Here is a 26,367-nt window from a genome sequence, read left to right on the forward strand (position 1 = left end):
CACCACCTGATCCCATGCCGAACTCAGTAGTGAAACCGCTCAGCGCCGATGGTAGTGTGGGGTCTCCCCATGCGAGAGTAGGTCATCGTCAGGCACCTCTTCAGAAAACCCCGAGTTCGAAAGAGCTCGGGGTTTTTGCCGTTTAATTCATGTGCTTTCTTACTGAGAGCCAACCGTGACCGGGACGACCCGCTACACGTTCTTTCATCCGGGGACGACCTCGGCCAATGATGGAAGAAGTTCTCATGGCATGGTTCTTGTTAATCGTTGCTGGCCTTCTCGAGATTGCCTGGGCCTTGGGTCTGAAGGCGTCTGAAGGTTTCTCACGACCGCTTCCCAGCCTGTTCACGATCGTGGCCATGGTGGGCAGCTTTTACCTGCTGGCTCAGGCCATGAAGGTGCTGCCGGTAGGCACGGCCTATGCCATCTGGGTAGGGATTGGGGCAGTCGGTACCGTGCTGCTGGGCATTCTGATTCATGGCGATAGCGCATCATCGCTGCGCTTGATAAGCCTCGTGCTGATTCTCGCTGGGCTGGTGGGCCTGAAACTGGCCGCGTAGCAGGATTCAGTTGGCTTGGGGCAGGCCATATGCATTGCCAGCAAGAGCCCCAGCTCATGAGAGCTGGGGCTCTTGCATTCATGGTCGCTCATGGCGGCAGTGACGAGCCGACGAACGTTGGCTATACAACGCCCTGATCGATCATGGCATCGGCCACCTTGCGGAAGCCGGCGATGTTGGCGCCCAGCACCAGGTTGGTGGGGGCATCGAATTCAGCAGCGGTGCTGGCACATTGGTGGTGGATATCCGCCATGATGGCCTGCAGCTTGGTATCGACCTTGTCCAAGGTCCACTGCTGCATGCTGCTATTCTGTGCCATCTCGAGCTGGCTGGTGGCAACGCCGCCGGCATTGGCAGCCTTTCCGGGGCCGTATGCAATCCCTGCCTCAAGAAAGCGGTCAACGGCCTCGGCGGTGGAGGACATGTTCGAGCCCTCGCTGATGCAGTGGACGCCATTCTGAAGCAGCGCGATGGCGTCCGCCTCGGTCACTTCGTTCTGGGTGGCGCTGGGGAAGGCCACGTCACCCTTGATGCGCCACACGGCATGTCCATCGGCGGGGTAGTCCGCGGCATCGATGTAGTGAGCCTCCGGGTGGTGCTCGATGTACTCGCGCAACGAGGTGCGCTTGACCTCCTTGAGCCCCTTGAGCGTGTCGAGATCGATCCCTTCGGGGTGGTGGATCGTGCCGCGGGAGTCCGAGCAGGTCACGGGTAGGGCGCCCAGGTGATAGAGCTTCTCGACGGTATAGATCGCCACGTTACCGGCACCCGACACGAGGCAGGTCTTGCCCTCGATGGCCTCGCCGCGTGCCTCGAGCATGTTCTGGGCAAAATAGACGGCGCCGTAGCCGGTGGCTTCCTTGCGGCCGATGGAGCCACCCCAGCTGAGGCCCTTGCCGGTAAGGACGCCTTCATAGCGGGTTGTCAGGCGCTTGTGCTGGCCATAGAGGTAGCCGATCTCGCGAGCCCCCACGCCGATATCGCCGGCCGGCACGTCGATCGTCGGGCCGATATGGCGGTACAGTTCGCTCATGAACGACTGGCAGAAGCGCATGATCTCGCCGTCGGACTTGCCCTTGGGATCGAAGTCGGAGCCGCCCTTGCCGCCGCCGATGGGCAGGCCGGTCAGGGCATTCTTGAAGATCTGCTCGAAGCCCAGGAACTTGATGATGCCCGAGTTCACGCTGGGGTGAAAACGCAGGCCGCCCTTGTAGGGTCCTAGCGCGGAGTTGAACTGGACCCGATACCCCTTGTTGACCTGGACCCTGCCGGTGTCATCGGTCCAGCAGACGCGAAACATGATCTGGCGTTCCGGCTCGACGATCCGCTCGATGATGCTGTGCCCGTGATAGCGGGGGGTGCGATCGAGCAGGGGGCGCAGGCACTCCAGCACCTCTTCGGCGGCCTGATAGAACTCGAACTGAGCAGGGCTACTCTTCCTGAGGCGTTCCAGGGTGTCATGAACGTAGGGCATGGCGGCATCCTGTGAGGGTGGATATGTGAGGCCGAGGCGCTCTGAAGAGGCGCTGCCTGAAAATCGCTTCCAGCATCGAAACAATATAAAGCAATGCACCATTATGCAGCAAGAGCATGAGTCATGCCGAGATATGGCGTAGATATGCGCCGAAAATGCTTGTAAATACGAAGAACATCTGCACCAATAATAAGCATTAGAAAAAAATAAAAGATGATGGTTCAACGATGGGGATTGGCAAGACGAGTCGCTCGTCTCCGGGTGGGCTGTTATGATGCGCGCTCTGTTTCCCTCTAGGAGCCTGTTCGTGACCCCGCCGTGTGACCTGCTGCTCTACTGTCGTCCCGGGTTCGAGCCCGACCTCGCCGCCGAGATCGAGGACAAGGCCGCTGTGGCGGGCTGGCATGGCGAGAGCCGCTTCACCGCGAACTCGGGGTTCGTGCGCTTCACGGTGGCAGGGGAAGAGCCGGCGAATGCCCTTCACCGCGCGCTGCCACTGGCCTCGCTGGTATTCGCGCGGCAGAGTCTGGTGGCACTGCCGCCGCTGTCACTCGCCCGCGAGGACCGTCTGACCCCCATCGTCGAACAGGTCGTGGCCAGTGGCTGGAGCTTCGAGTCGCTGTGGCAGGAGACCCCCGATACCAATGACGGCAAGGCGCTTTCTGGCCTGATCAAGGCGCTGAGTCGCCCGCTGGAATCGGTGCTGAAGAAGCGCAAGGCGTTGCGTCGCAAGGCCGGTGGGCGGCGCCTGCACCTGTTGTGGAGCGCAGGTGATCGGGTACAGCTGGGCATGAGCTTTCCCGGGAATCGTAGTGAGGTGCCCGGCGGGATCCGCCGGCTGCGTTTCCCCCACGGTGCCCCGAGTCGCTCGACCCTGAAGCTCGAGGAGGCCTGGCATGAGTTCGTGCCCCGCGAGCAGTGGGACGCGCGGTTGGCCGAAGGCATGCAGGCCGCCGATCTGGGCGCCGCCCCCGGCGGCTGGACCTGGCAGCTGGTGAGGCGTGGGATGCACGTCTATGCCATCGACAACGGTCCCATGGACAGGGCCCTGATGGCCACGGGGCTGGTAGAGCACCTGCGCGAGGATGGCTTTGTCTGGGAACCGCCGTATCGCCTGGATTGGCTGGTCTGCGACATCGTCGACAAGCCGGCCCGGGTGGAGGCGATGATGGAGCGCTGGCTGGTGCGGCGCTGGTGCCGTGAGGCGGTCTTCAATCTCAAGCTGCCGATGCGGCGGCGCTGGCCCGAGGTGGCGTCCTGTCTCGAACGACTCGAGCAGGCGTTGGTGGGGGCGGGGATAGCGGCAGAGATCGGCTGCCGTCACCTCTATCACGATCGTGAGGAGGTGACGGTGCACGTGCGAATCAAGGACTGATCCGCACGTGAGGCGGATGCCGTCTCGATTACCGGGTGGGCTCGTAGATCCGGATGCGCTCGTCCTCGGTCAGCAGGGGCAGGAGGCGCTGCATCACCCGGCTACGCGCCTCACTGGTGTACCATTCCTTCCAGGCGCGCATGTCGCGCCACTTGGTGATCATCAGGCGTCGGTCGCTGTGCCCGAGCTCGACGAGGCTCTCGCCGCCCACGAAGCCGCGTGCGCCCAGGGAGTGGCGCATGGCTTCACGAGCGGCTTGCTCGTATTCCTCCTCGAGTCCGGGCATGATGCGACGTTCGATAATGATCTTGATCATCTAGTTGCTCCCTACTGATTGCTTCCCTCGAAGAGGTCATCGATGGTTGATTCCGCAGCGTCCCAGCCCGATTATCAAGCAGAACTCGATACCACCGGACTCTACTGCCCCGAGCCGATCATGCTGATGCACAACAAGGTGCGTGACATGCATGCCGGTGAGGTGCTCAAGGTGGTCGCCAGCGATCCCGCGACCACCCGTGACGTGCCCAAGTTCTGCAGCTTCCTCGGACACGAGCTGGTTCACCAGCAGGAGCTCGATGGCAGCTATCTCTACTTCATCCGATTGGGGTAAACGGCGGCCTCTGTCAGTCCAGCGCTCGATCGGTCTCGTCGTCGGGCATCACCATCAACGCCAGTGCCTCCAGGGTGACAGGGTCCTCGTGGCGAATGCGGTTGGCGATCTGGCGCTGGAAGAAGTAGACCACCCGGTGACGACTGTGGCCGGGGTAGAGGCAGGCATCGCCGGGGAGAATCGGCGTCGATTCCACCAGCCGCTCGTCGGCCAGCAACGCTTCCACCGAACCGTCGTTGTAAAGCCGCCAGCCGAATACCTGCTTGAGTTGCCAGGGGGCATCACCCTCGTCCATGCACAGCGCATGGGTGCCCTGGGTCTCGGGGAGCTGCTGGATGAGGGTGGTCTCGCTGGTATCTTCGTAGTCGAAGTAGGCCGCGGCATGTTCGAGTTCGAGTACCTTGTGCTCGGGCGCCGATTCGAAGAGCTCTTCGGTCTCCGGATCGCGATATCCGACGAAGCTGCCGTGGTCGGGATCGTCCAGGCGGTGGCAGGGGGTCAGTGCTTCCATCCACGGCACCAGCCCGACCACCTCGCCGTCTTCGCGGAGCCCCCAGGCAAGCAGTGGCATGCCATAGAGGGTGTCGGGATTGGAAGCGAGCCGATAGACCATCTCCAGGCTATCGAGCTCGGGAGCCAGGCGGATCAGGCGACGCCTGGCGCGCTGACGCTGGCGCATGAGCTCCAGGTCGATGACCCGGGCCGGGCGGGGTGACAGCGGGATACCCATGATGTCCCTCCACGTGCTGCGTGTTCACGGCATCGGCCTCGCGGCCGGACGGTAGCGCACTGCGTCACTCGTTGCACAACCAATAGCACAGTCACCCTCGGAGGTTAAGCCCCACGGGTCAACGACAGTCTCGGGCCAGGGTCTCCCTGAGTACCGCGTGCCTTCCGCGGGCCGCGTCGAACGCCGGCAGAGGGGCCTCCGGCGCTTCCAGCGAGAGCCAGCGTCGGCGATAGTCGGTGACCGCCTCGGGGCCTTCGACTTGTGCCTCGAGCAGCGCGTCGATGGCATCGAACCACTCCCCGGCGGTCTCCTCGAGCCGCGTGAGCCAGGCTTCCAGCCGCTGATGCTCGGGCGCCTGATGAAGCTCATCGATGAATCCGGTCACGCGGGAACAGCTGCGTTCCAGGGCCTGCTCGAGCAGATCGCTGGCTTCCTCCAGGCGCTGTTCGGCCAGCAACAGGGTCCGCAGCAGCTCGGCGGAAAAGGGCCGAGCCTGCAGTGTCTTGAGGTGTCCTTCCAGGGTCGCCGAATCGGGTTGCCAGTCGGGGTCGAACTGGTGGAGGGTGGCATCGCGCAGGTAGGCCAGGGCCGCGAGCTGGCCGTCTTGGGGGCGGGTCTCCTCCGGCGAGAGTGGCGAACTGGCCCGGGAGAAGCTGCCGGCCCACTCACTGGAGTCGAACAGGGCGTTCCAGCTGACCCGGGGCAACTGCTCGGCCTTGGTCTCGATGAGGCGTGCCAGACGCTCGCGGTCGCTCTCGGCGAGGGCTGCGGGCACCTCGCTGTTCCAGCAGGCGTCGAGGCGGCGCCACAGCTCCAGCTCGTAGAGCCAGCGCTGGCTGGCGGGCGCCACCCGGCCCAGTTGATTGTTGCGTTCGGCCACCAGGTTGGTGATATGACATTCGCGCAGGGCATAGACATTGAGCAGGCCGCCACGGGTCTCGGGGATCTCGAGCAGGCGTTCGCGCCTGTCGGGGAAGCTGCCGATGTTGTCGGGGGCGCCGGGGGTCGGAGCCTCGAGCCCGAGGCTGGCGGCGAGGCGCTGCTGGTAATCGGTCAACAGGTCATCGCTCTCGCCGCCGTCGCTACCACCGCAGCCGGCCAGCAGGACGGCGACCAGCGACAGTGCCCGCCAGCGACGGGGGCGTCGCTCAATCCCGGGGGAGTTCCAGTCGCCCATCTGTCACCGCCTTGCCGATTCGCCGCAGGCGTTCGCCCAGCAGCAGGGCCGCCACGGTCAATCCGGCGATCAGGCCGATCCAGTAACCGTGTACCCCGAGCGGCTCGGCCCAGCCGAACGGACCCCGGATGCCCAGCCAGTGCCCACCTCCCAGGCCCACCAGCCAGTAGGCCACCAGGGTGATCAGCATGATCACGCGGGTGTCCTTGTAGCCACGCAGGGCACCGGCCAGGTTGACCTGCAGCGAATCCGACACCTGGAAGATCATGGCCAGTATGACCAGCGAAAGCGCCAGGCGTTGCACCGCCGTGTCGTGGGTGTAGAGCGCGATCACCGGTTCGGCGGTGAGCCACAGCAGCAGGCTGTTGAGTCCCGCCACCAGCAGCGCGATGACGATGCCGTTCCAGGCCACCAGGCGGGCGAACTCGGGTCGGCCCTGGCCCAGGGTGTTACCCACGCGAACGGTCAGCGCCATGCTCAGCGACAGCGGCAGCATGAACAGGATCGAGGTGTAGTTCAGCGCCACCTGGTGAGCCGCCACCGTGACCTCGCCGAGGCTGGCGATGAACAGGGCGATCAGCGTGAACAGCGTCACCTCGACGAAGATCGCCACGCCGATCGGCACCCCCACGTAGAGCAGCTCGCCGATCAGGCGCCAGCGCGGCGGCGTCGGCGTGCGCCAGAGGTCGATGTCGCCATAGACGGGACTCTTGTGCGTATAGGCGCTCATCGCCAGGCCCATCACCCACATGGAGAGCGCCGTGGCGATGCCGCAGCCCAGGGCGCCGAGCGCCGGCAGTGACTGTATCCAGCCTGGCAGCCAGGTGCCCAACAACCCGCTGAGGCCGGCTCCGCCATGGATCAGCACGAAGTTGCTGGGGATGTTCACGCCGAGCCCGATCAGGCTGATCCACAGCGCCGGCCGGGTATGGTTGACGCCGTCGGAGAAGGCGCGCAGCGCCTGGAACAGTGCCACCCCCGGCATGCCGAAGGCCACTGCCGAGAGGTAGGCGGCCGCGCCACTGGCGACCTCGCCGGGAACGCCCATCAGGCGAAAGATCGGCATCACCGAGTACCACAGCAGCCCCGCAGCGGCGATACCGAGCCCCAGCGCCACCCACAGCGCCTGATGGACGTTGGGGCGGATGCCGGCGAGGCGTCCGCCGCCGAGCAGTTGGGCGACGGTGGGGGTGAGCCCCATCAGGGTGCCGGTCATGAACAGCATCAGCGGCAACCACAGGCTGGAGCCCACGGACACCGCGGCCAGGTCGGTGGCGCTCAACCGGCCGGTCATCATCACGTCGACGACGCTCATGCCGGCCTGGGCGAGCTGAGCGCCACAGATGGGCAGGGCGAGGTGGATCAGAGGGCGCGTTTCCTTGCGACTGGCGGCCAGAAGGTGGGAGGCAAACTGGGCCAAGGGGAAGTGCTCCATGCTTGAGTCGAGAGACGGCCCCGACGACGACCGTGGGGCGAACCGAGTAGTCTATCAGCCGTTGCCGATTTTCGCCTCGTCCGCCGCGCCTCTATAATGGCCCGCTTTCCATGGCCCGTTTCCACCTGCAGGGAGCTTGCGTGACCCATCGACTCGAGGATGTCATCGCGCTGTTCGACGGCCTCTTTCAGGGCCCCTTCGGCACCCGGCTGGTGCGCGGCGGCGACGAACCCCTCTACCTGCCGGCCGATGACGCCTGCCGCTGGCATCGGGTGATCTTCGCCCGCGGCTTCTTCGCCAGTGCGCTCCACGAGGTCAGTCATTGGTGCATCGCCGGAGCCCGGCGGCGCGGGCTGGAGGACTACGGCTACTGGTACCTGCCCGACGGCCGCGACGCCGCCGAGCAACAGGACTTCGAGGCCGTCGAGGTGGCGCCCCAGGCCCTGGAGCTGCTCTTCTCGCGTGCCTGTGAGCTGCGCTTCCACGTCAGCGTCGACAACCTGGGCGGTGAGGTGGACGTCGACCACGATGCTTTCCGCGTCCGGGTCGAGGCGCGGGCGGCCCGCTACGAGCGCGAGGGCCTGCCGGCCCGGGCGGCGGCCTTCCGCACGGCGCTCGAGGGCTACTATCGCGACGGGCTCGATCTGGCGGGGGCAGTCGCGGCGGGGTGCCGTCACCTGACGCTGCCGCCCCGATCCTTTGCCTCCCAGGCCTGCTGACCCAACGCCAGCAGTGGCGCCAGGGCCGGCGTGGCGCCGCGGGTCGGGTAGGCCACGCCGATGGTCTGATGAATGTCCAGGCCCTCCAGGGGCCGGCACTGGACGTCGTGACGGGCGAGGATCTCCGGCCAGGTCGGCACCAGGGAGGCACCGATGCCGGCGGCCACCAACCCCAGAGTGTACTCGATGGTGCGCAGTCGCGCCCTGACCTGGCAGCGCACGCCGGCCTGGTTGAGGGCGTCGGCCAGCTGTTCCATGGCGGCGCAGGGGTGGCGCCAGATGAAGGGCAGCCCCTCGAGGTCGTCGAGCGTTATCCGACCCTTCAGCAGTAGCGGGTGTCCGCCGGGCAGGGCCAGCCGGTAGCTGTCGTACCAGATCGGCTGAAACGCCTCCTGCGTGGCCAGCTCCTGCTCGCCGATGATGCGGGCGTCGCATGGCTCTTCCGGGTTGACCAGGGTCAGCGCCAGGTTGTCTCCCTGGCCGATGTACTCCTTGAGCAGCGTCGTCATGCGGTTCGCGCCCAGCGAGCGCATCAGTCCGAGGCGTACCGGCATGACCGGTGAGGGCCGGCGGAACAGTCGCGTGATCGTCTGCAGGTCCTCGCTGACCTTCTGCGCCAGCGGATAGAGACGCTGTCCCTCCTCGGTGGGCGTGATGCCACGGCGATGCCGCTCGAACAGCGGCGTGCCGAGTTGTTCCTCGAGTTGGCTCAGCGCCGCCGAGATCGACGGTTGGGCCACGTGGCAGCGCCGGGCAGCGGCGCTGATCGAGCCGCCCTCGAAGGCGGCGATGAAGTAGCGCAGGCTGCGCACATCCATAGTCAATTCCTGTAGCTGATGCAGGATATCGATATTATTCCTTTGCCAGGCTCGCGCGCTAGGCTAAGGGCAATACACCACGCCGACGGGAGTCTTCTATCGTGGCCGCCCCCTTGCCCCCTCACAGCCCGCCCCGCGACCGCCTGCCCCAGGAGGAGCGCTTCTACACCGCCCTGCACGGCGGCGACTGGCCCCGGCCCGATCGGGCCTGGCGGCTGGACGACGTCGGCCTGAGCGCGGCCGGCCTGGCCGAACTGTTCGAGTCGCAGCTCATGAGTCGCCACCTGGACCTGCATGCCCGGCGGCTGCAGGCCCGGGGCGAGGCCTTCTACACCATCGGCAGCGCCGGCCACGAGGGCAACGCCGCCATCGCCCGGGCCTTCCGCACCACCGATCCCGCCTTCCTGCACTATCGCGACGCCGCCTTCCTGATCCAGCGCAGCCGTGCCGTGCCGGGACAGACGCCGCTGTGGGACCTGCTGCTGAGTTTCGCCGCCTCGGCCGACGACCCCATTTCGGGCGGCCGGCACAAGGTGCTGGGCTCGAAGGCGCTCAACGTGCCGCCCCAGACCAGCACCATCGCCTCGCACCTGCCCAAGGCGGTGGGCGCGGCCTATGGTCTCGGCCTGTGGCGACGCCTGGGCGGCGGTGGCGAGTGGCCGGCCGACAGCGTGGTGCTGTGCAGCTTCGGTGACGCCTCCTTCAACCACTCCACCGCCCAGGGCGCTCTCAACGCCGCCGGCTGGGCGGCCTACCAGGGCACGCCCGTGCCGCTGGTGATGATCTGCGAAGACAACGGCATCGGCATCTCGACCGCCACCCCCCAGGGCTGGATCGAGGCCAGCATGCGCGGCCGCCCGGGCTTCCACTACCTGAGCTGCGACGGCCTCGACCTGCTCGACACCTGGCGTGCCGCCCGCGAGGCGGAGCGCATCGCCCGGGTCCGCAAGCAGCCGGTGTTCCTGCACATGCGCTGCGTGCGCCTGTTCGGTCACGCCGGCTCGGATGCCCAGCAGGCGTACATGACGCCGCAGCGCATCAAGGCCGACGAGGCCCGCGACCCGCTGTTGATCAGCGCCGGCCTGCTGCAGCAGCACGGCGTGCTCGACACCGATGGCATCGCGGCGCTCTACCGGTCGGTGGGCGGGCGCGTGGCCCAGGTGGCCGAGCAGGCGATCCGCCGTCCACGACTGGAGACGGCCGAACAGGTCATGGCCAGCATCGTGCCGCCCGCGCGGCCGGGCCGACGGCGCCCCTGGCGGGGCGAGGTCGACGCCACGCCCGCGCCCATGGCCAAGCTGCTCAACCAGGCGCTGCAGCGCCTGATGGCCAGCCACCCGCACCTGGTGATGGCCGGCGAGGACATCGGCCGCAAGGGCGGCGTCTACGGCGTCACCCAGCGGCTGCAGGCGCAGTTCGGCCCCCACCGGGTGATCGATACCCTGCTCGACGAGCAGAGCATCCTGGGGCTCGGCATCGGCCTTGGCCACAACGGCCTGGTGCCGATCCTCGAGATCCAGTTCCTCGCCTACCTGCACAACGCCGAGGACCAGCTGCGCGGCGAAGCCGCGACCCTCAGCTTCTTCTCCAATGGCCAGTACACCAACCCCATGGTGGTGCGCATCGCCGGGCTCGGCTACCAGAAGGGCTTCGGCGGCCACTTCCACAACGACAACGCCATCGCCGTGCTGCGCGACATCCCCGGGCTGCTGGTGGCGTGCCCGTCGACCGCCGCCGACGCCGTGGGCCTGCTGCAGGAGGCGGTGCGCCTGGCCGACGAGGAGCAGCGCGTGGTGGTCATGCTCGAGCCCATCGCCCTCTACCACAGCCGTGACCTGCTGGAGGAGGGCGACCAGCGGTGGTGCTTCGCCGACCCGGGGCCGGATCACCGCCTGCCGGTGGGCGAGCTCGGCTGTTGGGGCGAGGGGCGCGAGCTCGCCATCGTCACCTACGGCAACGGGGTCTACCTCTCCCGCCAGGCCGCCGCGCGGCTCGAGGCCGAGGGCATCGGCCTGCGCATCGTCGACCTGCGCTGGCTCACCGCCATCGACCACGATGCCGTGCATCGCCGGGTGAGCGACTGCGCGCAGGTGCTGGTGGTGGACGAGTGCCGCCGTAGCGGCGCCGTCAGCGAGGAACTGATCGCCGCGCTGGTCGAGCGCGGGGTCGAGAGCCACCGCCTGCACCGCCTGACCGCCGAGGACAGCTTCATACCGCTGGGCCGGGCCGCCACGGCGACCCTGCCGTCGAGCGAGGCGATCATCGACAGGGCGCGACGCCTGGTGAGCTCGGGCGACAGGGGAGCAACGGTTGCCGTCGAGGCGGCGCAGGGAACGTTGGCAGGGAGCGATGAGCCATGAGCGAGGCACGAGAACGGCTGCTGGTCGTCTGTCCGGGACGCGGCACCTACAGCGCCAGTGAGTGGGGCACCCTGACCCGGCACGCCGCCGGCAGCGACTGGCTGGCGCGCTTCGACGCCCGGCGGCGCGAGGCGGGGCAGCCGACCCTGAGCGAGCTGGACGGCGAGATGCCCTTCCGCCAGAGCCTGCATGGGCGTGGCGAGCACGCCGCACCGCTGATCCACGCCTGCGCCCTGGCCGATCTGCTGGCCATCGACCCCGGGCGCTACGAGATCGTCGCGGTCACCGGCAACTCCATGGGCTGGTACATCGCCCTGGGGGCGGGGGGCGCCCTGGCGCATGACGACGCCTTCCACCTGATCGGCAGCATGGGCCAGATGATGCAGGACGCCCTGATCGGTGGTCAGCTGCTCTACCCCTGGGTGGACGAGCAGTGGCGGCCGCAATGGGCGCAGCGCCGCGACCTGCTGGCGCTGATCGAGCGGCTGCATGGAGAGCAGGGCAGGGAACTCTACCTGTCGATCGAGCTGGGCGGCATGCTGGTATTCGGCGGCAACGAAGCGGGGCTGGCCGCACTGAGCGAGGCGCTGCCGCCACGGGAGCGTTTTCCCCTGCGGTTGCATCAGCACGCCGCCTTCCATACGCCCTTGCAGCGGGCGGTGAGGGACGCCGCCCGTGAGCGACTCACCGCTGCTCCCTTCCGGGCACCGCGGGTGCCGTTGATCGACGGCCGCGGTCATGTCTGGACGCCCTGGAGCTGCGACCCCCAGGCGCTCTGGGACTACACCCTCGGTGAACAGCTGGTGGCGCCCTATGACTTCACCGCGGCGCTGCGCGTCGGGGTGCGCGAGTTCGCGCCGGACCGCATCGTGATTCCCGGCCCCGGGGCCTCCCTGGGCGGTGCCACGGCCCAGGCGCTGATCCAGTTCGGCTGGCAGGGGCTGGACAGCAAGGCGGACTTCCAGGCCCGCCAGGACGAGACCCCGCTGCTGATCTGCATGGGCATCGAGGCGCAGCGGACCCTGGTGGTCGGCTAGGCGCCTAGTCGGGAAGCCCCAGGCGCCGGTGGAGTAGCAGCATCACTTCGACCTCGTGCTCCGGCCGCAGCGGCTCCAGCCCGAGTTCGCCGAACAGCTCGCCCCGGGCCCTCGACCAGTCGCCGGGATCCAGGGCGGCATAGAGGGTCTCCGCCGGGGCCAGTTCGACGAAGGGGTCCAGGCCATAGGTGTCGAAGAGCCGCGAGAGGGCGGCCTCGTCGTCACCGATACCGGCGGTGTAGAGCGTCTCGCTGAAGTGGTCGCTCTCCAGTTCGCGAATCACGTCCAGCGGGCTCACGCCGATGCTGTTGAGCTCCTCGAGACTGTATCCGCCCAGCGAGATCAGTTCCTCGTCCAGCCAGGTGTCGTCTGGCTGGATCAGGGTGTGCTTGATGCGTCCATCACGCAGCGTCCAGGCGACGGCCAGCGGCAGGCCTCCGTCGTCGCCGGTTTCCACGGCGATGAAGCCGGGCACCTCATCCATGTCATTGCTCCTCGGGTTGAGCGTCATGTTGCGTCTGGTCGGCCGGCAGGCGGAAGAAGGCCCGCGCGGTGGTCGTGGTGGCGCGGGCCAGCTCGAGTTCCGCGATGCCTCGCCAGTGGGCGATCTCCCGCACGATCCACGGCAACAGTGCCGGCTCGTGGCGTCTACCCTTGAGTTTGGCAGGTAAATGGCGCGGCAGCAGGTAGGGGCAGTCGGTTTCCACCATCAAGCGGTCAAGCGGGATCTCGCCGACCAGCTCGCGCAGGTGATGGCCACGGCGCTCGTCGCAGAGCCAGCCGGTCAGGCCGATGTGCAGGTCGAGATCGAGGTAGCCGTGGAGGGTGGCGCGGTCCGCCGTGAAGCAGTGCACCACGGCATCGGCGAGGTCGTCGCGCCAGGCGTGCAGCATCTCGCGCATGCGTCGGCCGGCATCCCGCTCATGGAGGAACAGCGGCTTGCCGTTCTGCGCCGCCAGGCCCAGCTGGGCCTCGAAGGCACGCTCCTGCTCGTCGGGGGTGGAAAAGTTGCGATTGAAATCCAGGCCGCACTCGCCCACCGCCACCACCTCGGGCTGGCGATGCAGCTCGCCCATGGCCCGCTCGAGCGCGGCATCCCAGCGGCTGGCGTCGTGGGGGTGGACCCCCGCGGTGGCGTACAGGCCGGGAAGGCGGCGGGCGAGGTCCACCGCCTGCTCGGCATGCTCCCGGTCGGTGCCGGTGAGGATCAGGGTGGTGACGTTGGCCGCCCGGGCGCGGGACAGCACCGCCTCGAGGTCGCGGGCGAAGCTGGCGTGGGTCAGGTTGGCGCCGATGTCCACCAGCGGCGCCGGCGAGCGCCGCCGCAGCGCCTCGGGCAGGAAATCGTCGAAGGTCTCGATCGGATCAACCAAGGTGGAACTCCTCTGGACTTGAAGGCCGGGGCGTCGGGGCGCGCCGCATTGTACTCGGGAGACCGGGACCACGGCGAGCCGGCCATGCGTTACACTAGCCGCCTTCGGTATGCGATGAGGTGAGCGAGTGACCCTGCTACGTCTGGAACGGCTGCAACTGGCCTATGGTACCCATGTGCTGCTCGACGGCGCCGACCTGGTGCTGGAGAAGGGCGAGCGTCTGGCGCTGGTGGGGCGCAACGGTACCGGCAAGTCGACCCTGCTCAAGCTGGTCGCCGGCGAGACCCTGCCCGACGGGGGCAGCATCTGGCGCGCGCCGGGGCTGAAGATCGGCGTGCTCGCCCAGGATCTGCCCGAGGCCACCGGGCAGACCATCTTCGACGTGGTCGCCGAGGGCCTGCCCGAGGCCGGCAAGCTGCTCTCCGAGTATCACCACCTGATTCATGAAGACGCCCCGGACATGCGTCGCATGGAGCAGCTGCAGACCCGGCTCGAGGCCATCGATGGCTGGACTTTCCACCAGCGCATCGACGTGGTGCTGACCCGTCTCGGCCTGCCGGCCGACGCCGAGATGGCCGCGCTCTCCGGTGGCTGGCGCCGCCGGGTGGCCCTGGCCCGGGCGCTGGTCGCCGAGCCCGACCTGCTGCTGCTCGACGAGCCGACCAACCACCTGGACCTCGACACCATCGCCTGGCTGGAAGAACAGCTCGCCAGCTTCAACGGGGCGGTGCTGTTCATCACCCACGACCGGACCTTCCTGTCGAAGCTGGCCACGGCGATCCTAGAGCTCGACCGCGGGCGGCTGGGGCGCTATCCCGGCGACTACGCCGAGTACCAGGCGCGCAAGGCCCACGAACTCGAGGTCGAGGCGCGGGAGAACGCCGAGTTCGACAAGAAGCTGGCCCAGGAGGAGGCGTGGATCCGCCAGGGCATCAAGGCGCGGCGCACCCGCAACGAGGGCCGCGTGCGGGCACTGGAGCAACTGCGCCGCGAACGCGGCGAGCGTCGCGAACGCCAGGGCCGGGCAAACCTCTCCGTCGACAGCGGCGAGCGTACCGGCAAGCGGGTGGTCGAGCTGAAGGGCGTCTCCCGGTATTTCGGCGACGAGGCGGTGATCCGCGACCTGAGCCTGGAGATCCAGCGTGGCGATCGCATCGGCTTCATCGGCCGCAACGGCGCCGGCAAGACCACGCTGTTGAAGATCCTGCTCGGCGAGCTCGAGCCCAGCGACGGGACGGTGCGCCTCGGTACCAACCTCAAGGTGGCCTACTTCGACCAGTTGCGTGCCGGGCTCGAGCCCGAGAAGAGCGTCTACGACAACGTGGCCCAGGGCAGCGACCGGGTCACCGTGGCGGGGCGCGACCGCCACGTGATGAGCTACCTGCAGGACTTCCTGTTCACCCCGGAGCGGGTGCGCCAGCCGGTCAAGGCGCTCTCCGGTGGTGAGTCCAACCGCCTGCTGCTGGCCAAGCTGTTCACCCAGCCGGCCAACGTCCTGGTGCTCGACGAGCCGACCAATGACCTCGACGTCGAGACCCTGGAACTGCTCGAGGAGCTGCTGCTCGACTTCGACGGCACCCTGTTGCTGGTCTCCCACGACCGCGCCTTCATGGACAACGTGGTGACCAGCGTGCTGGCCTTCGAGGGCCAGGGGCGGGTACGCGAGTACGTGGGCGGCTACAGCGACTGGGTGCGTCAGGGCGGCAAGCTGCCGCCGGCCCCCTGGGAGGGCGCGGCGCGCCAGGGAGCCGAGCCGGCCCGTACTCACGAGGAGATGGCCGAGTCGGCGCGGCCGGCCCCGAAGGCGTCGGCGGCGACGAAGAAGCCGGCGAAGCTCTCCTACAAGCTGCAGCGCGAGCTCGACGGCCTGCCGGCCGAGATCGAACGGCTCGAGGCCGAGGTGGCCGAGTTCGAGGCGAAGGTAGGCGATCCGGCCTTCTACCAGCAGGATGCCGACAGCGTCACCGCGATCCTGGCGGCGCTGAGTGACCGGCAGGCCGAGCTGGATGCCGCCATGGAGCGGTGGATGGAGCTGGAGGCGATGGCCGCCGGCGAGTGAGAGGGGTGTAGATTCAGATCAAGGAAACGCTGATTGACGTGGCGAGCGAAGAGAGGCTGGTCGCCGCCGGAGCGCAGCTACCGGAGTTGACTGGTGCTCAATGAGGATTGCGAGCACCGCCGGCGACCAGGATGGCTAGGTTCGTTCCCGACGAACCAACGCACTTCCCACATCCAAGTGGGTCGTCGAGCGCAGCAGGCAATCAGTGTTTCCGCTATTCGGCGCTCTCTTCGCCCTTCTTGCCCACGCGCACGGCGAGCACGTCGCACTGGGCGCCGTGCAGCACGCCGGTGGAGGTGGAGCCCAGCAGCAGGGCGAAGCCATGGCGGCCGTGGGAGCCGACCACGATCAGGTCGACACCCTGTTCCTCGGCGAAACGGTGGATCTCGGTGTCGGGCATGCCCACCAGGACGTGCTGGTCCTGTCTGGCGACGTGAGGGTCGGCGATCTCGGCCAGGCGTTGCTTGGCGTGTTCGTCGAGCTGGTCCTGGATGCTGGTGAGATCCATCGGGATGTCGCCGCCATAGGCGAAGCCCAGCGGCTCCAGGGTGTGCATGATCGACAGCTTGGCCTGGTTGCGCTCGGCGATCTGTACGGCGCGTTCCAGTACCTTGTGGGAGTCCTTGGTCAGGTCGACGGCGACCAGGACGTGGCGATACTCGTTGCTCATGGTGTGGCTCTCCGGGCAGGCGTCCAGCGACTGATGATGTTTCCACTCTAGGACGCCTGGCGAACCACGACAACGACTTGCATCAAGATTTGCGCATCAAGTGCCATTCGGGAGAAAGCATGACCTGGCTGATCATACTGTTCGTTCTGATGCTGGTAATCTCGCCGGTGATGTGGCTCAGGCCGAGCCCACGTCAGCGACGGGTCGCCGGCCTGCGCAGCGAGGCCATGAAGACCGGTCTCTCGGTCAAGCTGGAGACGCCGCCGCTGCACGACACCCGAACCGCCATGCCGGCCTACCGCTGGCACTACCCCCTGGGCCGCCCCGGGCCGGACTTCGTGCTGGTGCGCGACAGCGAGTCCGGCGCTTCGCTCAGGCCCTTCGCCCACGGCTGGCGCTGGCGACGGGAGCCGCTGAGGCCGTTGCCCGAGGCCCTCGAGACGCGCTTCAAGGGGCTGCTGTCGCGTCTGCCTCAGGATGCCCTGGTGATCGAGTCGAGTCGCCAGGCCCTGACCCTCTGGTGGTGGGAGTCTCAGGACTTCGCGCGCTTCTCCACCTACCTGGAGGACTTCACGGCCCTGCGCGACGGCCTGGCCGGACGTCCCGATGTCCCCGAGGCGGCCGATGTGACCGATCTCCTCGGCAGCCGTCGCGAGTGAAGGGGGTCAGTCGTCCGCCTCACGAGCCTGAATGGCCAGGCCATTGTCCTCGATGCGCGAAAGCAGGCTGGCGAGCTGCGCCACGTCCTCGTCGTCGAGGCCGGCCAGCATCTCGGAGCGGGCCTGGGTCACCACGGCATCGATGCGCTCGAGCAGTGGCGTGGCGGCGGGGGTGAGAAAGACACGCTTGGTGCGGCGATCCTGGTCGCAGGGACAGCGCTCGATCAGCCCCTGCTCGGAAAGCTGGTCCAGGGTGCGCACCAGGGAGGGGGCTTCGACACCGATGGACCGGGCCAGGTCGCACTGGGGCTGGCCATCGCCGAGCCGCCACAGCGTATAGAGGGTGATCCAGCGAGTCTGGGTCAACCCCAGGGGCGCCAGGCGGTGGTCGATGACGGCGCGCCACAGACGCGGTACTCGGGTCAGCTGCAGGCCGATGTTCTGATGCATGGGACTCTGGGTTCCGGTTGGCTTCGCTGGATTGTCCGTAGACCCAGCGTGTAATGCAAGCACGCTTACCGTTCGTCGGTTGCCGGGTCGTCCTCCCCGGTCGACCTGGCCACGCTGTCTTGCTCGCTGGCCCGACTCTCGACAGCCTCTTCGGGGCCTTCCCCCCGGGGGGTGTCCCCATCGGTCTCGTCGTGCGTTGACTCCGTGGAGCTGCGCCCTTCCTTCGGGGCGTCGTCGGTCGCCGAAGCCGCCTGTCCCTGGCCCGGAATCAACCGGCGCCAGTCGAGCCCGGGCAGCCCGGGCGGCGACTGGATTCGCCCATCGGCCAGGGTCCCGTTCTCCTCGCTCACCGTGAAGCGCAGCACGCCGATGCGCTGGCCGCTGTCGGTCATCACGTCGATGCGCCAGCGTCCCTCCACGCGCTCGGGGAAGTTCTGCTTGTGACTCCAGGCCCGGTAGCCCTGGTCGCGCCCGCCCTCGATCACCAGCGGAATGCGATCGATCGCCTCGCCCTCGTGTCGCCAGACGTGGAAGATCTCTTCACGCAGCCCGCGCGGTGCGCGGATCGCGGTATAGGCATAGAGGCCGGACGCCTGAAGCGGCCCGGGCGTCAGGCGCAGGGTATCGCGTGGCTCGCGGGCCTCGGTATCGAAGCCGGGCGACAGCGCCGTGGCGGTGATCCACAGATTGGCGGGCGGCACCCAGACTCGGCCGACCCAGGCCAGCGCGGCGAGCATGCCCACGAGGGCGAGCAGCGCCAGCCAGCCACGCAGCCGGCGGGGACGGATCAGGTGCAGCAGGCTCGGCAGGCTGAAGAGTACCATGGCGGCCAGGGCCAGCTTGAGGCTCTGGCCGGTGGTCAGGTGCAGCAGGGTCGGCAGGGTCACCAACACCACCAGGAAGACACACTGGGCGTGGAAGGCGAAGTAGAGCCAGCGCTGTCGATCGGCCAGCTTGTAATAGAGGGGGTCGAGGATCGAGAGCACCGCCATGGCCAGCAACAGCAGGGTGAACAGGGCCTGGCCGCTGGTCCACACCGTGGTGGCCAACAGGAACGGCAGACAGAAGAACAGGGTCTCCTGGTGGATCAACTGGGCGATGAAGGTGGTGACCCCGCGGGGCAGGGTGGGATAGCCGCGGCTGGCCATGAGGCGGCCGATCAGGCTCTCCGAGAGCAGCAGCAGCCAGGCCAGCAGCATCCCCAGGGCGAGCAGCCCCCCCAGCCACTGCTGACGGTCGACGAGGAAGAAGCTGCCGAGTCCGGCGGCAAAGGCGATCGGCGGCCACAGCCAGCTCCAGGGATGGACGCGCTCGATCAATCGCTCGATGCGTGCGTGCAGTCGATGCAGCCGGGGTGAGGCGCGGCCGGCCGGGGCTGGAGTGAGACCGGAAGGAGGGGGCATGGACGTGTCGACTACCCTGATCAGGACCAGACTCGGATCCTACCAGCTTGGTCCGGGCGGTGGGGATATGCCATATCGCCATCGCTCGCGGGGCCACCCGATCGGGGCTTGACGTCGTCGCCGGAGTGGATCAAGCTGTAGCCATTCAAACGGCCGTATGAAATCGTGGAGATTCGCGGATGATCTATCAAGGCAATGCCATCACGGTGGCACGCAGCGGCGACGCTATCGCCACGCTCACCTTCGACCTGAAGGGCGAGTCCATCAACAAGCTCTCCAGTGCGGTGGTCACCGAGCTGGAGGCCGCGGTCAAGGCGCTCCAGGTCGAGAACGATCTCAAGGGGCTGGTGATCGGCAGTGCCAAGGACGTCTTCATCGTCGGTGCCGACATCACCGAATTCCACGGCATCTTCGAGAAGGGCGAGGAGTACCTGGTCGAGATGAACCTGAGGGTTCACGACATCTTCAACGCCATCGAGGACCTGCCGTTCCCCACCGTCACCGCCATCAACGGCCTGGCGCTGGGGGGCGGCTGCGAGGTGACCCTGGCCACCGACTTCCGCGTGATGGCCGAGGGCGCCAGGATCGGCCTGCCGGAGACCAAGCTGGGCATCCTGCCGGGCTGGGGCGGCTGCGTGCGCCTGCCGCGCCTGATCGGCGCCGACAACGCCATCGAGTGGATCGCCGGCGGCGGCGAGAACAAGGCGGCCGAGGCCCTGAAGATGGGCGCCGTGGACGCCGTGGTGCCGGGCGAGGCACTCGAGGCGGCGGCGCAGGACATCCTGGCCCGCGCCAATCGGGGTGAGCTCGACTACCGGGCCCGCCGCGACGAGAAGACCGGCCCACTGAAGCTGGGGCCCATCGAGCAGATGATGGCCTTCGAGACCGCCAAGGGCTACGTGGCCGGCAAGGCCGGGCCGCACTATCCGGCGCCCATCGAGGCGATCAAGGTGATCCAGAAGGGGGCCGGCGAGGAGCGAGCCCGCGCCCAGGCCATCGAGGCCAAGGCCTTCGCCAAGCTGGCGCTGACCGATGTCTGCTACAACCTGGTGGGATTGTTCCTCAACGACCAGGTGGTCAAGAAGAAGGCCGGCCAGTACGAGAAGCAGGCCCGATCCGTCAAGCAGGCCGCGGTACTCGGGGCCGGCATCATGGGGGGCGGCATCGCCTACCAGAGCGCCTCCAGGGGCACGCCGATCCTGATGAAGGACATCAAGGAGGATGCCATCGAGCTCGGCCTCAAGGAGTCTCGCAAGCTGTTCGCCAAGCAGGTCGAACGAGGCAAGCTGACCACCGAGCAGATGGCCGAGAAGCTCACCAACATCCGCCCGACACTCTCCTACGGCGACTTCGGCAATGTCGACCTGGTGGTCGAGGCGGTGGTCGAGAACCCCGGGGTCAAGGATGCGGTGCTGACCGAAGTGGAAGGCCTGGTCGGCGAGGAGACCATCCTCACCTCCAACACCTCGACCATCTCGATCACTCGCCTGGCACAGAACCTGTCGCGTCCCGAGAACTTCTGCGGCATGCACTTCTTCAACCCGGTGCATCGCATGCCGCTGGTCGAGGTGATCCGCGGCGAGAAGACCGGTGACGCCGCCGTGGCGGCCACCGTGGCCTACGCCCGCGCCATGGGAAAGACGCCCATCGTGGTCAATGATTGCCCGGGGTTCCTGGTCAACCGCGTGCTCTTCCCCTACTTCGGCGGCTTCAGCCAGCTGGTCGAGCAGGGGGCCGACTTCCAGCGGGTCGACAAGGTGATGGAGAAGTTCGGCTGGCCCATGGGACCCGCCTATCTGCTCGACGTGGTGGGCATGGACACCGCCGTGCACGCCGGCGAAGTGATGGCCGAAGGCTTCCCGGAGCGCATGGCCAGCATGGCGGGCGGGAATGGCAAGAGCGCCATCCAGCTGATGGTCGAGAACGAGCGGCTGGGGCAGAAGAACGACAAGGGCTTCTACGCCTACGAGGAAGACAGGAAGGGCAAGCCGAAGAAGGTCAGCGACGAGGCGGCCATCGAGCTGGTCAAGAGCGTGGCGAAGGAGCGCCGCGAGTTCGGCGACGAGGAGATCATCGCCCGCATGATGGTGCCGCTGTGCCTGGAGACCGTGCGCTGCCTCGAGGATGGCATCGTGGGCAGCGCCGCAGAAGCCGATATGGCGCTGATCTACGGCATCGGCTTCCCGCCGTTCCGCGGTGGCGCGCTGCGTTATATCGACGCCATGGGCGTGGCGGCATTCGTCGAGCTGGCCGAGGGCCTGGCCGAGGAACTGGGGCCGCTCTATGCCCCCACCGACAGGCTGCGCGAGATGGCCCGGTCCGACGAGCGTTTCTATTCCAGCCAGGCCCAGGGCTGAACCCACCACGAACAGGAGTAGCGAGCAATGAGTTTGAATCCGAGAGACATCGTGGTGGTCGACGCCGTGCGTACCGCCATGGCCAAGGCCAAGAATGGCGCCTTCCGCCACGTGCGTGCCGAGAACCTCTCTGCCACGGTGATGCAGGCGCTGTTCGAGCGCAACCCGGGGCTCGACCCGGCCGAGGTCGACGACGTCATCTGGGGCTGTGTCAACCAGACCCTAGAGCAGTCGATGAACATCGCCCGCAACGCGGCGATCATGACCGGCATCCCGCGCAGCGTGCCGGCCCAGACGGTCAACCGCCTGTGCGGCTCGTCGATGACCGCGCTGCATATCGCCGCGGCCAACATCAAGGCCGGCATGGGCGACTTCTATGTCATCGGTGGCGTCGAGCACATGGAGCATGTGCCCATGACGCACGGCGTCGACGTCAACCCGGCCGCCAGCAAGTATGCCGCCAAGGCCGCCATGATGATGGGCCTGACAGCCGAACTGCTGGGCAAGATGCATGGCGTCTCCCGCGAGGAGCAGGACGCCTTCGGCGTGCGCTCCCACCAGCGCGCCCAGGCCGCCATGGAGAAGGGGTACTTCGACAACGAGGTCGTCGGCGTGGAGGGACACGACCAGCGTGGCTTCAAGGTGCGGGTCGACCGCGACGAGGTGATCCGTGCCGACGCCAGCCTCGAGAAGATGGCCGAGCTCAAGCCGGTCTTCGACCCGCGGGGCGGCACCGTCACCGCCGGGACTTCCTCGGCGCTCTCCGTGGGTGCCGCCGGCATGGCGGTGATGAGCTACGAACGCGCCCAGGCCCTGGGCCTCGCGCCGATCGCCCGGGTGCTCTCCACCGGCGTGGCCGGCTGCGACGCCTCGATCATGGGCTACGGCCCGGTGCCGGCCTCGCAGAAGGCGCTCAAGGCGGCGGGTCTGACCAGCGACGACATCCAGACGGTGGAGCTCAACGAGGCCTTCGCCGCCCAGGGGATCCCGGTGCTCAAGGATCTCGGGTTCCTCGACGCCCTGGACGACAAGGTCAACCTCAACGGCGGTGCCATCGCCCTGGGTCACCCGCTGGGCTGCTCCGGGGCGCGTATCTGCACCACCCTGCTCAACGTCATGCAGCAGCGCGACACCACCCTGGGCCTGGCCACCATGTGCATCGGCATGGGCCAGGGCGTAGCCACCGTCTTCGAGCGCCTCAAGTAGCGTGGCCGGCCGACGACGAGCGGCCGGGCCACCAGACGCCGACGGCACCCCGCGGGGTGCCGTCGGCATTCGTGGCAGCGACGATGGTCAGGTGTCTTCGTTCATGTCATCCGGCTCGTCAGGGGCTGCACTTTCCGCGGCCTCCTCGTGTTCGTCATCCCTCTCGTCCGACGTTTCCTCTTCCGTGGCGTTCTCGTCCTCGATCCAGCCTCGCTCCCGGTAGTAACGCAGGGCGCCCTCGTGCAGCGGGGCCGAGAGGCCCTCGTGGATCATCGACTCGACCGTCAGTTCGCCATAGGCCGGATGGTAGGACTTGAAGCGGTCGAGATCGTCGAAGACCGCCGCGACGATGGTATGGACGATCTCCGGGGCGGTGGCCGCCGATGCGACCAGGGTGGCGCGCACGCCGAAGGTCTCGACGGCCGGCTGGTCGGGGGCGTAGATGCCGGCGGGAATCGTGGCCCGGGTGAAGTAGGGAGTCTCCTCCACCAGCCGGTCGATCGCCTCGCCCCCGACGTCGATGATGGCGGCATCGCAGAGCCGGATCGCCTGCTCGATCGAATCATTGGGGTGGCCCACCGTATAGACCATGGCATCGACATTGCCATGGCACAGGTCCAGCGACTGCTGGTCGGCGGGCAGGTCGTTGGCCAGGCTGAAGTCATCGAGGGTCCAGCCCTTGGCCTCGAGCAGCGTCATCATGGTGCCGCGCTGGCCCGAGCCGGGGTTGCCGACGTTGACGGCGCGCTGGCGCAGGTCGTCGAACTCCCGGATCCCGCTATCGCGGCGGACCACCAGGGTGAAGGGTTCGCCATGCACCGAGAAGAGCGACCGCAGTGAGTCGTCGGGCCCGACATCGCTGAATCCTTCGATGCCCGACACGGCATAATGCTGGAGGTCCGACTGTGCCAGGGCGATGGTCACCTCGCCCTGGCGTACCGCCTGGAGGTTGGCGGCGGAACCGTCGCTGGTCTGGGCGGTGCAGGGCGCCTCCAGCAGCCGGCAGAGGGTACGCCCGGTGACGTGGTAGACGCCGGCCGGGCTCGCCGTGCCGATGATGATGCGCGCCTCGTCGGCGAAGAGGCTTCCCGGGATCGGCAGCCCGGCCAGCAGGCCTGCCAGGAAGATGGCCCGGGCGAGACGAGCAGGCGCGCACGGAGGTGCTGTTCTGTCGGGGTGCATGGCGTCCCTCCGTTGAGATCCTTGGCCCGCTGGGCAGCGTGTGGCGTGCCGTCAGTGAAGGTGCGCGAAGCCGAATGGCCTCGCTCAAGGAAAGCATAGCCGCCTGCCCCGAACGGTGCCGTTCTCCAGCCGTGTGGGGTACCAGCGACTCGACTGCGGGGCTCACAGGATCCCGCTGTCGAGCCCGGCGGCAAGGTAGAGGCCGAGCTCCTCCACCTGGTCGACGAAATCGTCCCGCCATTCGCCGCGCAGGGTGAGCGGTTCCTGTGCCCATCGCCAGCGCAGCCCGGTGACGATGCTCTCCACCGCCCGGCGGGTGCCGGTGCCGTCTCGGCCGGCGCGGATGTAGAGCGCGCAGGGCAGCCCCTGCTTCTCCTCCAGCACCGGGTAGTAGCTGCGGTCGAAGAAGTCCTTCAGGGCGCCGCTCATGTAGCCGAGGTTCTCGGTGGTGCCGAGCAGGATGGCGTCGCAGGTGCGCACGTCGTCGGGGCCCGCCTCGAGCGGTGGCTTGACCACCACCTCGACGGCCTCGATGTCCGGATGGCGGGCGCCGCGCTCGGCGGCGTCGCGTAGCCTGAGCGTATTGGGGGAGGGCGCATGGGCCACGATCAGCAGGCGTTTCATGATTGACAGTCTACCCTCTTTCTCCGACGCTGAGGCGGCACTGTCCCGCCCACGTAATCCGCCAACTCAACGAGCAAGGAGGTTGATCGTCATGGCCTTTGCACTCTCGACCATGCAGCTGGAAAGCCCCGCCTTCAAGGCCCAGGGCGCGATCCCGGTGAAGCACACCGGCGAGGGCGAGGATGTCTCGCCGGCATTGGCCTGGCGCGATGCACCGGAGGGCACCCAGGGGTTCGCGGTGATCTGCCATGACCCGGATGCCCCCCTGGTGCAGAACGGCAGCTACGGCTTCGTGCACTGGGTGCTCTACAACCTGCCGGCAGCGACCACCTCGCTGGAGGAGGGCACCACGGCGGGTACCGGTGGCCTGAACGACTTCGGCAAGTCCCGTTACGGTGGCCCCATGCCCCCGGAGGGTCACGGCGTGCACCAGTACTACTTCTGGGTGCTGGCGCTGGACAAGGCCATCGACCTGCCGGAAGGGCTGTCGCTGGCCGAACTGCTCAAGCACATCGAGCCCCACCTGCTGGGCATGAACCGGTTGGTGGGAACCTACCAGCGCGGCTAGGACGCTGGTCGCCGTGACGCGGCCCGCCCGTCACGCCGGAGCGTCATGCGTTCTCTCGGGCCTTTCTCTCCTGAGGCAGCAGGGCGGCGTGGATCACTGCGTTGACCGGGGTGGCCACGCCGTACTGCCGCCCGAGCCGCACCACGGCGCCATTCTGGGACTCCAGCTCGGAGGGGCGCCCGGCCATGATGTCACGCTGCATGGAGGCGGTACTCTCGGGAGGCAGGGCGTCGATGAACTTCATCGCCCGGGACACGGCGTCGCCGGGCAGTGCCACCCCTCGGGCCCGGGCCACGGCCTCGATCTCGGCCAGTATCCGTTCGATCAGGGCGCGGGTCTCGGGCAGGGCGCGGGTCTCACCGATGGGCGCCCGGGTGATGCTGCCGATACCGCTCATGGCGCAGATGAACAGGAACTTGCTCCACACCCCCGCCTGGATATCGTCGGGAACCTCGGCACTCACCCCCTCGGCCCTGTCGAAGGCGGCCTTGAGCCGGGCGGTGCGTTCGCTCGCCCGGTTGTCGCGCTCGCCGAAGCGCACGAAGGGATCGACGCCGGCATGGCGGATATGCCCGGGCCCCTCGCGCCAGGCGAGAATGCCGCACAGGCCGTCGAGCACCGGTTCCTTGCCCAGCACCCCGGCCAGGGTGTCGGCCGCCTCGACGCCGTTCTCCAGCGGTACCACCACGGTCTCGGGGCCGACCATGGGTTGGATGGCCTCGGCGGCCGCATGTACCTGCCACGCCTTCACCGCCACCAACACGCAGTCCACCACGCCCACGGCGGCGGGGTCGTCGGTGGCACTGGCCGGGGCGATGGTGACGTCGCCCTGGATGCTCGAGACCCTCAGGCCGTCGCGGCGAATGGCCGCCAGGTGCGCGCCCCGGGCGATGAAGGTGACCTCCTCGCCGGCCGCGGCGAGGCGTGAGCCGAAGTAGCCGCCTACACCACCACTGCCCATGATCGCGAATCTCATGTTCCGTCCTTCCGGGTTGCATTGTCGTTCAGGGAGCCTAACGCCAAACGCGGCGTCTCGCATCGGGGCCCCCGGCTGGTGCCGCCCCGCCCGGCGGTGTAGGCTTGCCGGCTTTCCTCCGATCCTTTCGCAATCAGGACTCCTCCATGAGCGATCTGCCCCACTGCCCGGCCTGTGGCTCCGAATTCACCTACGACGACGGCATCCAGTTCGTCTGCCCGGAATGCGGTCATGAGTGGTCGAAGGCGGCCGGCGGCGACTCGGCCGAGGACGAGAAGGTGGTGCGCGATGCCAACGGCAACGTCCTGACCGATGGCGACACCGTCACCGTGATCAAGGACCTCAAGGTCAAGGGTTCCTCCTCGGTGGTCAAGGTCGGCACCAAGGTGAAGAACATCCGCCTGATCGAGGGCGACCACGACATCGACTGCAAGGTCGACGGCATCGGCCCCATGAAGCTGAAGTCCGAGTTCGTCAAGAAGGCCTGAACACAGCCCGGATCGTGTCGGTCGGCATCTGTCGATGGGTGCACCCTGCTGGGCCGC

26 protein-coding genes and 1 rRNA gene are annotated in these 26,367 nt (G+C 67.6%); 13 read left to right on the top strand and 14 right to left on the bottom strand.

What is annotated here, in order from left to right; genetic code table 11:
- A 5S ribosomal RNA gene (gene rrf, locus QLQ85_RS04645) occupies positions 1–94 on the top strand; the annotation flags it as partial.
- Between the two features lie 133 nt (positions 95–227).
- A complete protein-coding gene (sugE, locus tag QLQ85_RS04650) occupies positions 228–560 on the top strand; it encodes a quaternary ammonium compound efflux SMR transporter SugE (protein WP_456070151.1) in 333 nt (110 codons plus the stop codon).
- Positions 561–681: 121 nt separating this feature from the next.
- Here sugE and gdhA read toward each other — a convergent pair whose 3' ends face one another.
- A complete protein-coding gene (gene gdhA, locus QLQ85_RS04655) occupies positions 682–2,034 on the bottom strand; it encodes an NADP-specific glutamate dehydrogenase (protein WP_282737928.1) in 1,353 nt (450 codons plus the stop codon).
- A 307-nt stretch (positions 2,035–2,341) separates the two neighbouring features.
- On the opposite strand from gdhA, the gene rlmM reads away from it, so the two are divergent.
- Positions 2,342–3,409, top strand: a complete 1,068-nt coding sequence (gene rlmM, locus QLQ85_RS04660; protein ID WP_407650340.1) for a 23S rRNA (cytidine(2498)-2'-O)-methyltransferase RlmM — start codon at positions 2,342–2,344, stop codon at positions 3,407–3,409.
- A gap of 28 nt (positions 3,410–3,437) precedes the next feature.
- Here rlmM and QLQ85_RS04665 read toward each other — a convergent pair whose 3' ends face one another.
- Positions 3,438–3,725, bottom strand: coding sequence for an antibiotic biosynthesis monooxygenase family protein (locus tag QLQ85_RS04665; RefSeq protein WP_102626448.1), 288 nt, complete (start codon positions 3,723–3,725; stop codon positions 3,438–3,440).
- Between the two features lie 42 nt (positions 3,726–3,767).
- On the opposite strand from QLQ85_RS04665, the gene tusA reads away from it, so the two are divergent.
- Positions 3,768–4,019: a sulfurtransferase TusA gene (gene tusA, locus QLQ85_RS04670; RefSeq protein ID WP_282737930.1), complete on the top strand. Its 252-nt coding sequence runs from the start codon at positions 3,768–3,770 to the stop codon at positions 4,017–4,019.
- Between the two features lie 13 nt (positions 4,020–4,032).
- Here the strand turns inward: tusA and QLQ85_RS04675 are convergent, their stop codons facing one another.
- The 3 genes from QLQ85_RS04675 to QLQ85_RS04685 all read right to left on the bottom strand — a co-directional run bounded on the left by QLQ85_RS04675 (position 4,033) and on the right by QLQ85_RS04685 (position 7,346).
- A complete protein-coding gene (locus tag QLQ85_RS04675) occupies positions 4,033–4,749 on the bottom strand; it encodes a hypothetical protein (RefSeq protein ID WP_102626446.1) in 717 nt (238 codons plus the stop codon).
- 118 nt (positions 4,750–4,867) lie between these two features.
- On the bottom strand, positions 4,868–5,926 hold the full coding sequence (locus QLQ85_RS04680) for a DUF3080 family protein (RefSeq protein ID WP_282737931.1): 1,059 nt from the start codon (positions 5,924–5,926) through the stop codon (positions 4,868–4,870).
- On the bottom strand, positions 5,898–7,346 hold the full coding sequence (locus QLQ85_RS04685) for an MATE family efflux transporter (protein WP_282737932.1): 1,449 nt from the start codon (positions 7,344–7,346) through the stop codon (positions 5,898–5,900). Before QLQ85_RS04685 ends, QLQ85_RS04680 begins: the two co-directional genes overlap by 29 nt.
- Positions 7,347–7,501: 155 nt before the next feature.
- Here QLQ85_RS04685 and QLQ85_RS04690 point away from each other — a divergent pair, with 155 nt between their 5' ends.
- Positions 7,502–8,080, top strand: coding sequence for an elongation factor P hydroxylase (locus QLQ85_RS04690; RefSeq protein WP_282737933.1), 579 nt, complete (start codon positions 7,502–7,504; stop codon positions 8,078–8,080).
- Here the strand turns inward: QLQ85_RS04690 and QLQ85_RS04695 are convergent.
- Positions 8,035–8,898, bottom strand: coding sequence for a LysR family transcriptional regulator (locus tag QLQ85_RS04695; RefSeq protein WP_282737934.1), 864 nt, complete (start codon positions 8,896–8,898; stop codon positions 8,035–8,037). The two genes, QLQ85_RS04690 and QLQ85_RS04695, sit on opposite strands and share 46 nt — an antisense overlap.
- Before the next feature lie 101 nt (positions 8,899–8,999).
- On the opposite strand from QLQ85_RS04695, the gene QLQ85_RS04700 reads away from it, so the two are divergent.
- Positions 9,000–11,258, top strand: a complete 2,259-nt coding sequence (locus QLQ85_RS04700; RefSeq protein WP_282737935.1) for a thiamine pyrophosphate-dependent enzyme — start codon at positions 9,000–9,002, stop codon at positions 11,256–11,258.
- A complete protein-coding gene (locus QLQ85_RS04705) occupies positions 11,255–12,295 on the top strand; it encodes an ACP S-malonyltransferase (protein ID WP_282737936.1) in 1,041 nt (346 codons plus the stop codon). The genes QLQ85_RS04700 and QLQ85_RS04705 overlap by 4 nt, the downstream gene beginning before the upstream one ends.
- Positions 12,296–12,299: 4 nt before the next feature.
- Here QLQ85_RS04705 and QLQ85_RS04710 read toward each other — a convergent pair whose 3' ends face one another.
- Complete coding sequence (locus QLQ85_RS04710; RefSeq protein ID WP_102626439.1) at positions 12,300–12,779, bottom strand: hypothetical protein; 480 nt, start codon at positions 12,777–12,779, stop codon at positions 12,300–12,302.
- A 1-nt stretch (position 12,780) separates the two neighbouring features.
- Positions 12,781–13,668 carry a TatD family hydrolase gene (locus tag QLQ85_RS04715; RefSeq protein WP_282737937.1) on the bottom strand — a complete coding sequence of 296 codons (888 nt, stop codon included), beginning with the start codon at positions 13,666–13,668 and terminating at the stop codon, positions 12,781–12,783.
- Between the two features lie 127 nt (positions 13,669–13,795).
- Here QLQ85_RS04715 and QLQ85_RS04720 point away from each other — a divergent pair, with 127 nt between their 5' ends.
- Positions 13,796–15,727: an ATP-binding cassette domain-containing protein gene (locus QLQ85_RS04720; protein ID WP_282737938.1), complete on the top strand. Its 1,932-nt coding sequence runs from the start codon at positions 13,796–13,798 to the stop codon at positions 15,725–15,727.
- 214 nt (positions 15,728–15,941) lie between these two features.
- Here QLQ85_RS04720 and QLQ85_RS04725 read toward each other — a convergent pair whose 3' ends face one another.
- The gene (locus tag QLQ85_RS04725) at positions 15,942–16,397 is read right to left on the bottom strand and encodes a universal stress protein (RefSeq protein ID WP_102626436.1); all 456 of its coding nucleotides are present in this window, start codon (positions 16,395–16,397) and stop codon (positions 15,942–15,944) included.
- A 119-nt stretch (positions 16,398–16,516) separates the two neighbouring features.
- On the opposite strand from QLQ85_RS04725, the gene QLQ85_RS04730 reads away from it, so the two are divergent.
- Positions 16,517–17,056 carry a preprotein translocase subunit YajC gene (locus QLQ85_RS04730; protein WP_282737939.1) on the top strand — a complete coding sequence of 180 codons (540 nt, stop codon included), beginning with the start codon at positions 16,517–16,519 and terminating at the stop codon, positions 17,054–17,056.
- Between the two features lie 6 nt (positions 17,057–17,062).
- Here the strand turns inward: QLQ85_RS04730 and slyA are convergent, their stop codons facing one another.
- Both slyA and QLQ85_RS04740 read right to left on the bottom strand, forming a co-directional pair.
- A complete protein-coding gene (slyA, locus tag QLQ85_RS04735; RefSeq protein ID WP_282723391.1) occupies positions 17,063–17,506 on the bottom strand; it encodes a transcriptional regulator SlyA in 444 nt (147 codons plus the stop codon).
- A gap of 65 nt (positions 17,507–17,571) precedes the next feature.
- Positions 17,572–18,909, bottom strand: a complete 1,338-nt coding sequence (locus QLQ85_RS04740; protein WP_282737940.1) for a DUF5924 family protein — start codon at positions 18,907–18,909, stop codon at positions 17,572–17,574.
- 179 nt (positions 18,910–19,088) lie between these two features.
- Here QLQ85_RS04740 and fadB point away from each other — a divergent pair, with 179 nt between their 5' ends.
- A complete protein-coding gene (gene fadB, locus QLQ85_RS04745) occupies positions 19,089–21,266 on the top strand; it encodes a fatty acid oxidation complex subunit alpha FadB (protein WP_282737941.1) in 2,178 nt (725 codons plus the stop codon).
- A 27-nt stretch (positions 21,267–21,293) separates the two neighbouring features.
- Positions 21,294–22,472, top strand: coding sequence for an acetyl-CoA C-acyltransferase FadA (gene fadA, locus QLQ85_RS04750; RefSeq protein WP_282737942.1), 1,179 nt, complete (start codon positions 21,294–21,296; stop codon positions 22,470–22,472).
- 87 nt (positions 22,473–22,559) lie between these two features.
- On the opposite strand, the gene QLQ85_RS04755 is transcribed toward fadA, so the two are convergent.
- Together QLQ85_RS04755 and QLQ85_RS04760 are read right to left on the bottom strand one after the other, a co-directional pair.
- A complete protein-coding gene (locus tag QLQ85_RS04755; RefSeq protein ID WP_282737943.1) occupies positions 22,560–23,654 on the bottom strand; it encodes a TAXI family TRAP transporter solute-binding subunit in 1,095 nt (364 codons plus the stop codon).
- Between the two features lie 162 nt (positions 23,655–23,816).
- Positions 23,817–24,278 carry a flavodoxin family protein gene (locus QLQ85_RS04760; protein ID WP_282737944.1) on the bottom strand — a complete coding sequence of 154 codons (462 nt, stop codon included), beginning with the start codon at positions 24,276–24,278 and terminating at the stop codon, positions 23,817–23,819.
- Positions 24,279–24,369: 91 nt separating this feature from the next.
- Between QLQ85_RS04760 and QLQ85_RS04765 the strand changes: the two genes are divergently transcribed.
- Positions 24,370–24,846, top strand: a complete 477-nt coding sequence (locus QLQ85_RS04765) for a YbhB/YbcL family Raf kinase inhibitor-like protein (protein WP_282737945.1) — start codon at positions 24,370–24,372, stop codon at positions 24,844–24,846.
- Between the two features lie 43 nt (positions 24,847–24,889).
- Here QLQ85_RS04765 and QLQ85_RS04770 read toward each other — a convergent pair whose 3' ends face one another.
- Complete coding sequence (locus QLQ85_RS04770) at positions 24,890–25,822, bottom strand: 2-dehydropantoate 2-reductase (protein ID WP_282737946.1); 933 nt, start codon at positions 25,820–25,822, stop codon at positions 24,890–24,892.
- A gap of 146 nt (positions 25,823–25,968) precedes the next feature.
- Here QLQ85_RS04770 and QLQ85_RS04775 point away from each other — a divergent pair, with 146 nt between their 5' ends.
- A complete protein-coding gene (locus QLQ85_RS04775; protein WP_282737947.1) occupies positions 25,969–26,310 on the top strand; it encodes a zinc ribbon domain-containing protein YjdM in 342 nt (113 codons plus the stop codon).
- Positions 26,311–26,367 lie beyond the last annotated feature (57 nt).

Source organism: Halomonas kalidii (assembly GCF_030010475.1).
Lineage (GTDB): Bacteria > Pseudomonadota > Gammaproteobacteria > Pseudomonadales > Halomonadaceae > Halomonas > Halomonas heilongjiangensis.

Excerpts from the sequence above, each read along its gene's own strand:
- QLQ85_RS04770 (WP_282737946.1), bottom strand. The coding sequence starts at position 25,822 with ATGAGATTCGCGATCATGGGCAGTGGTGGTGTAGGCGGCTACTTCGGC.
- gdhA (WP_282737928.1), bottom strand. The coding sequence starts at position 2,034 with ATGCCCTACGTTCATGACACCCTGGAACGCCTCAGGAAGAGTAGCCCT.
- QLQ85_RS04695 (WP_282737934.1), bottom strand. The coding sequence starts at position 8,898 with ATGGATGTGCGCAGCCTGCGCTACTTCATCGCCGCCTTCGAGGGCGGC.
- fadA (WP_282737942.1), top strand. The coding sequence starts at position 21,294 with ATGAGTTTGAATCCGAGAGACATCGTGGTGGTCGACGCCGTGCGTACC.
- slyA (WP_282723391.1), bottom strand. The coding sequence starts at position 17,506 with ATGCATCAGAACATCGGCCTGCAGCTGACCCGAGTACCGCGTCTGTGG.
- QLQ85_RS04665 (WP_102626448.1), bottom strand. The coding sequence starts at position 3,725 with ATGATCAAGATCATTATCGAACGTCGCATCATGCCCGGACTCGAGGAG.
- sugE (WP_456070151.1), top strand. The coding sequence starts at position 228 with ATGATGGAAGAAGTTCTCATGGCATGGTTCTTGTTAATCGTTGCTGGC.
- QLQ85_RS04710 (WP_102626439.1), bottom strand. The coding sequence starts at position 12,779 with ATGGATGAGGTGCCCGGCTTCATCGCCGTGGAAACCGGCGACGACGGA.
- QLQ85_RS04705 (WP_282737936.1), top strand. The coding sequence starts at position 11,255 with ATGAGCGAGGCACGAGAACGGCTGCTGGTCGTCTGTCCGGGACGCGGC.
- QLQ85_RS04740 (WP_282737940.1), bottom strand. The coding sequence starts at position 18,909 with ATGCCCCCTCCTTCCGGTCTCACTCCAGCCCCGGCCGGCCGCGCCTCA.
- QLQ85_RS04760 (WP_282737944.1), bottom strand. The coding sequence starts at position 24,278 with ATGAAACGCCTGCTGATCGTGGCCCATGCGCCCTCCCCCAATACGCTC.
- QLQ85_RS04680 (WP_282737931.1), bottom strand. The coding sequence starts at position 5,926 with ATGGGCGACTGGAACTCCCCCGGGATTGAGCGACGCCCCCGTCGCTGG.
- fadB (WP_282737941.1), top strand. The coding sequence starts at position 19,089 with ATGATCTATCAAGGCAATGCCATCACGGTGGCACGCAGCGGCGACGCT.
- QLQ85_RS04775 (WP_282737947.1), top strand. The coding sequence starts at position 25,969 with ATGAGCGATCTGCCCCACTGCCCGGCCTGTGGCTCCGAATTCACCTAC.
- QLQ85_RS04675 (WP_102626446.1), bottom strand. The coding sequence starts at position 4,749 with ATGGGTATCCCGCTGTCACCCCGCCCGGCCCGGGTCATCGACCTGGAG.
- QLQ85_RS04730 (WP_282737939.1), top strand. The coding sequence starts at position 16,517 with ATGACCTGGCTGATCATACTGTTCGTTCTGATGCTGGTAATCTCGCCG.
- tusA (WP_282737930.1), top strand. The coding sequence starts at position 3,768 with ATGGTTGATTCCGCAGCGTCCCAGCCCGATTATCAAGCAGAACTCGAT.
- QLQ85_RS04765 (WP_282737945.1), top strand. The coding sequence starts at position 24,370 with ATGGCCTTTGCACTCTCGACCATGCAGCTGGAAAGCCCCGCCTTCAAG.
- QLQ85_RS04725 (WP_102626436.1), bottom strand. The coding sequence starts at position 16,397 with ATGAGCAACGAGTATCGCCACGTCCTGGTCGCCGTCGACCTGACCAAG.
- QLQ85_RS04755 (WP_282737943.1), bottom strand. The coding sequence starts at position 23,654 with ATGCACCCCGACAGAACAGCACCTCCGTGCGCGCCTGCTCGTCTCGCC.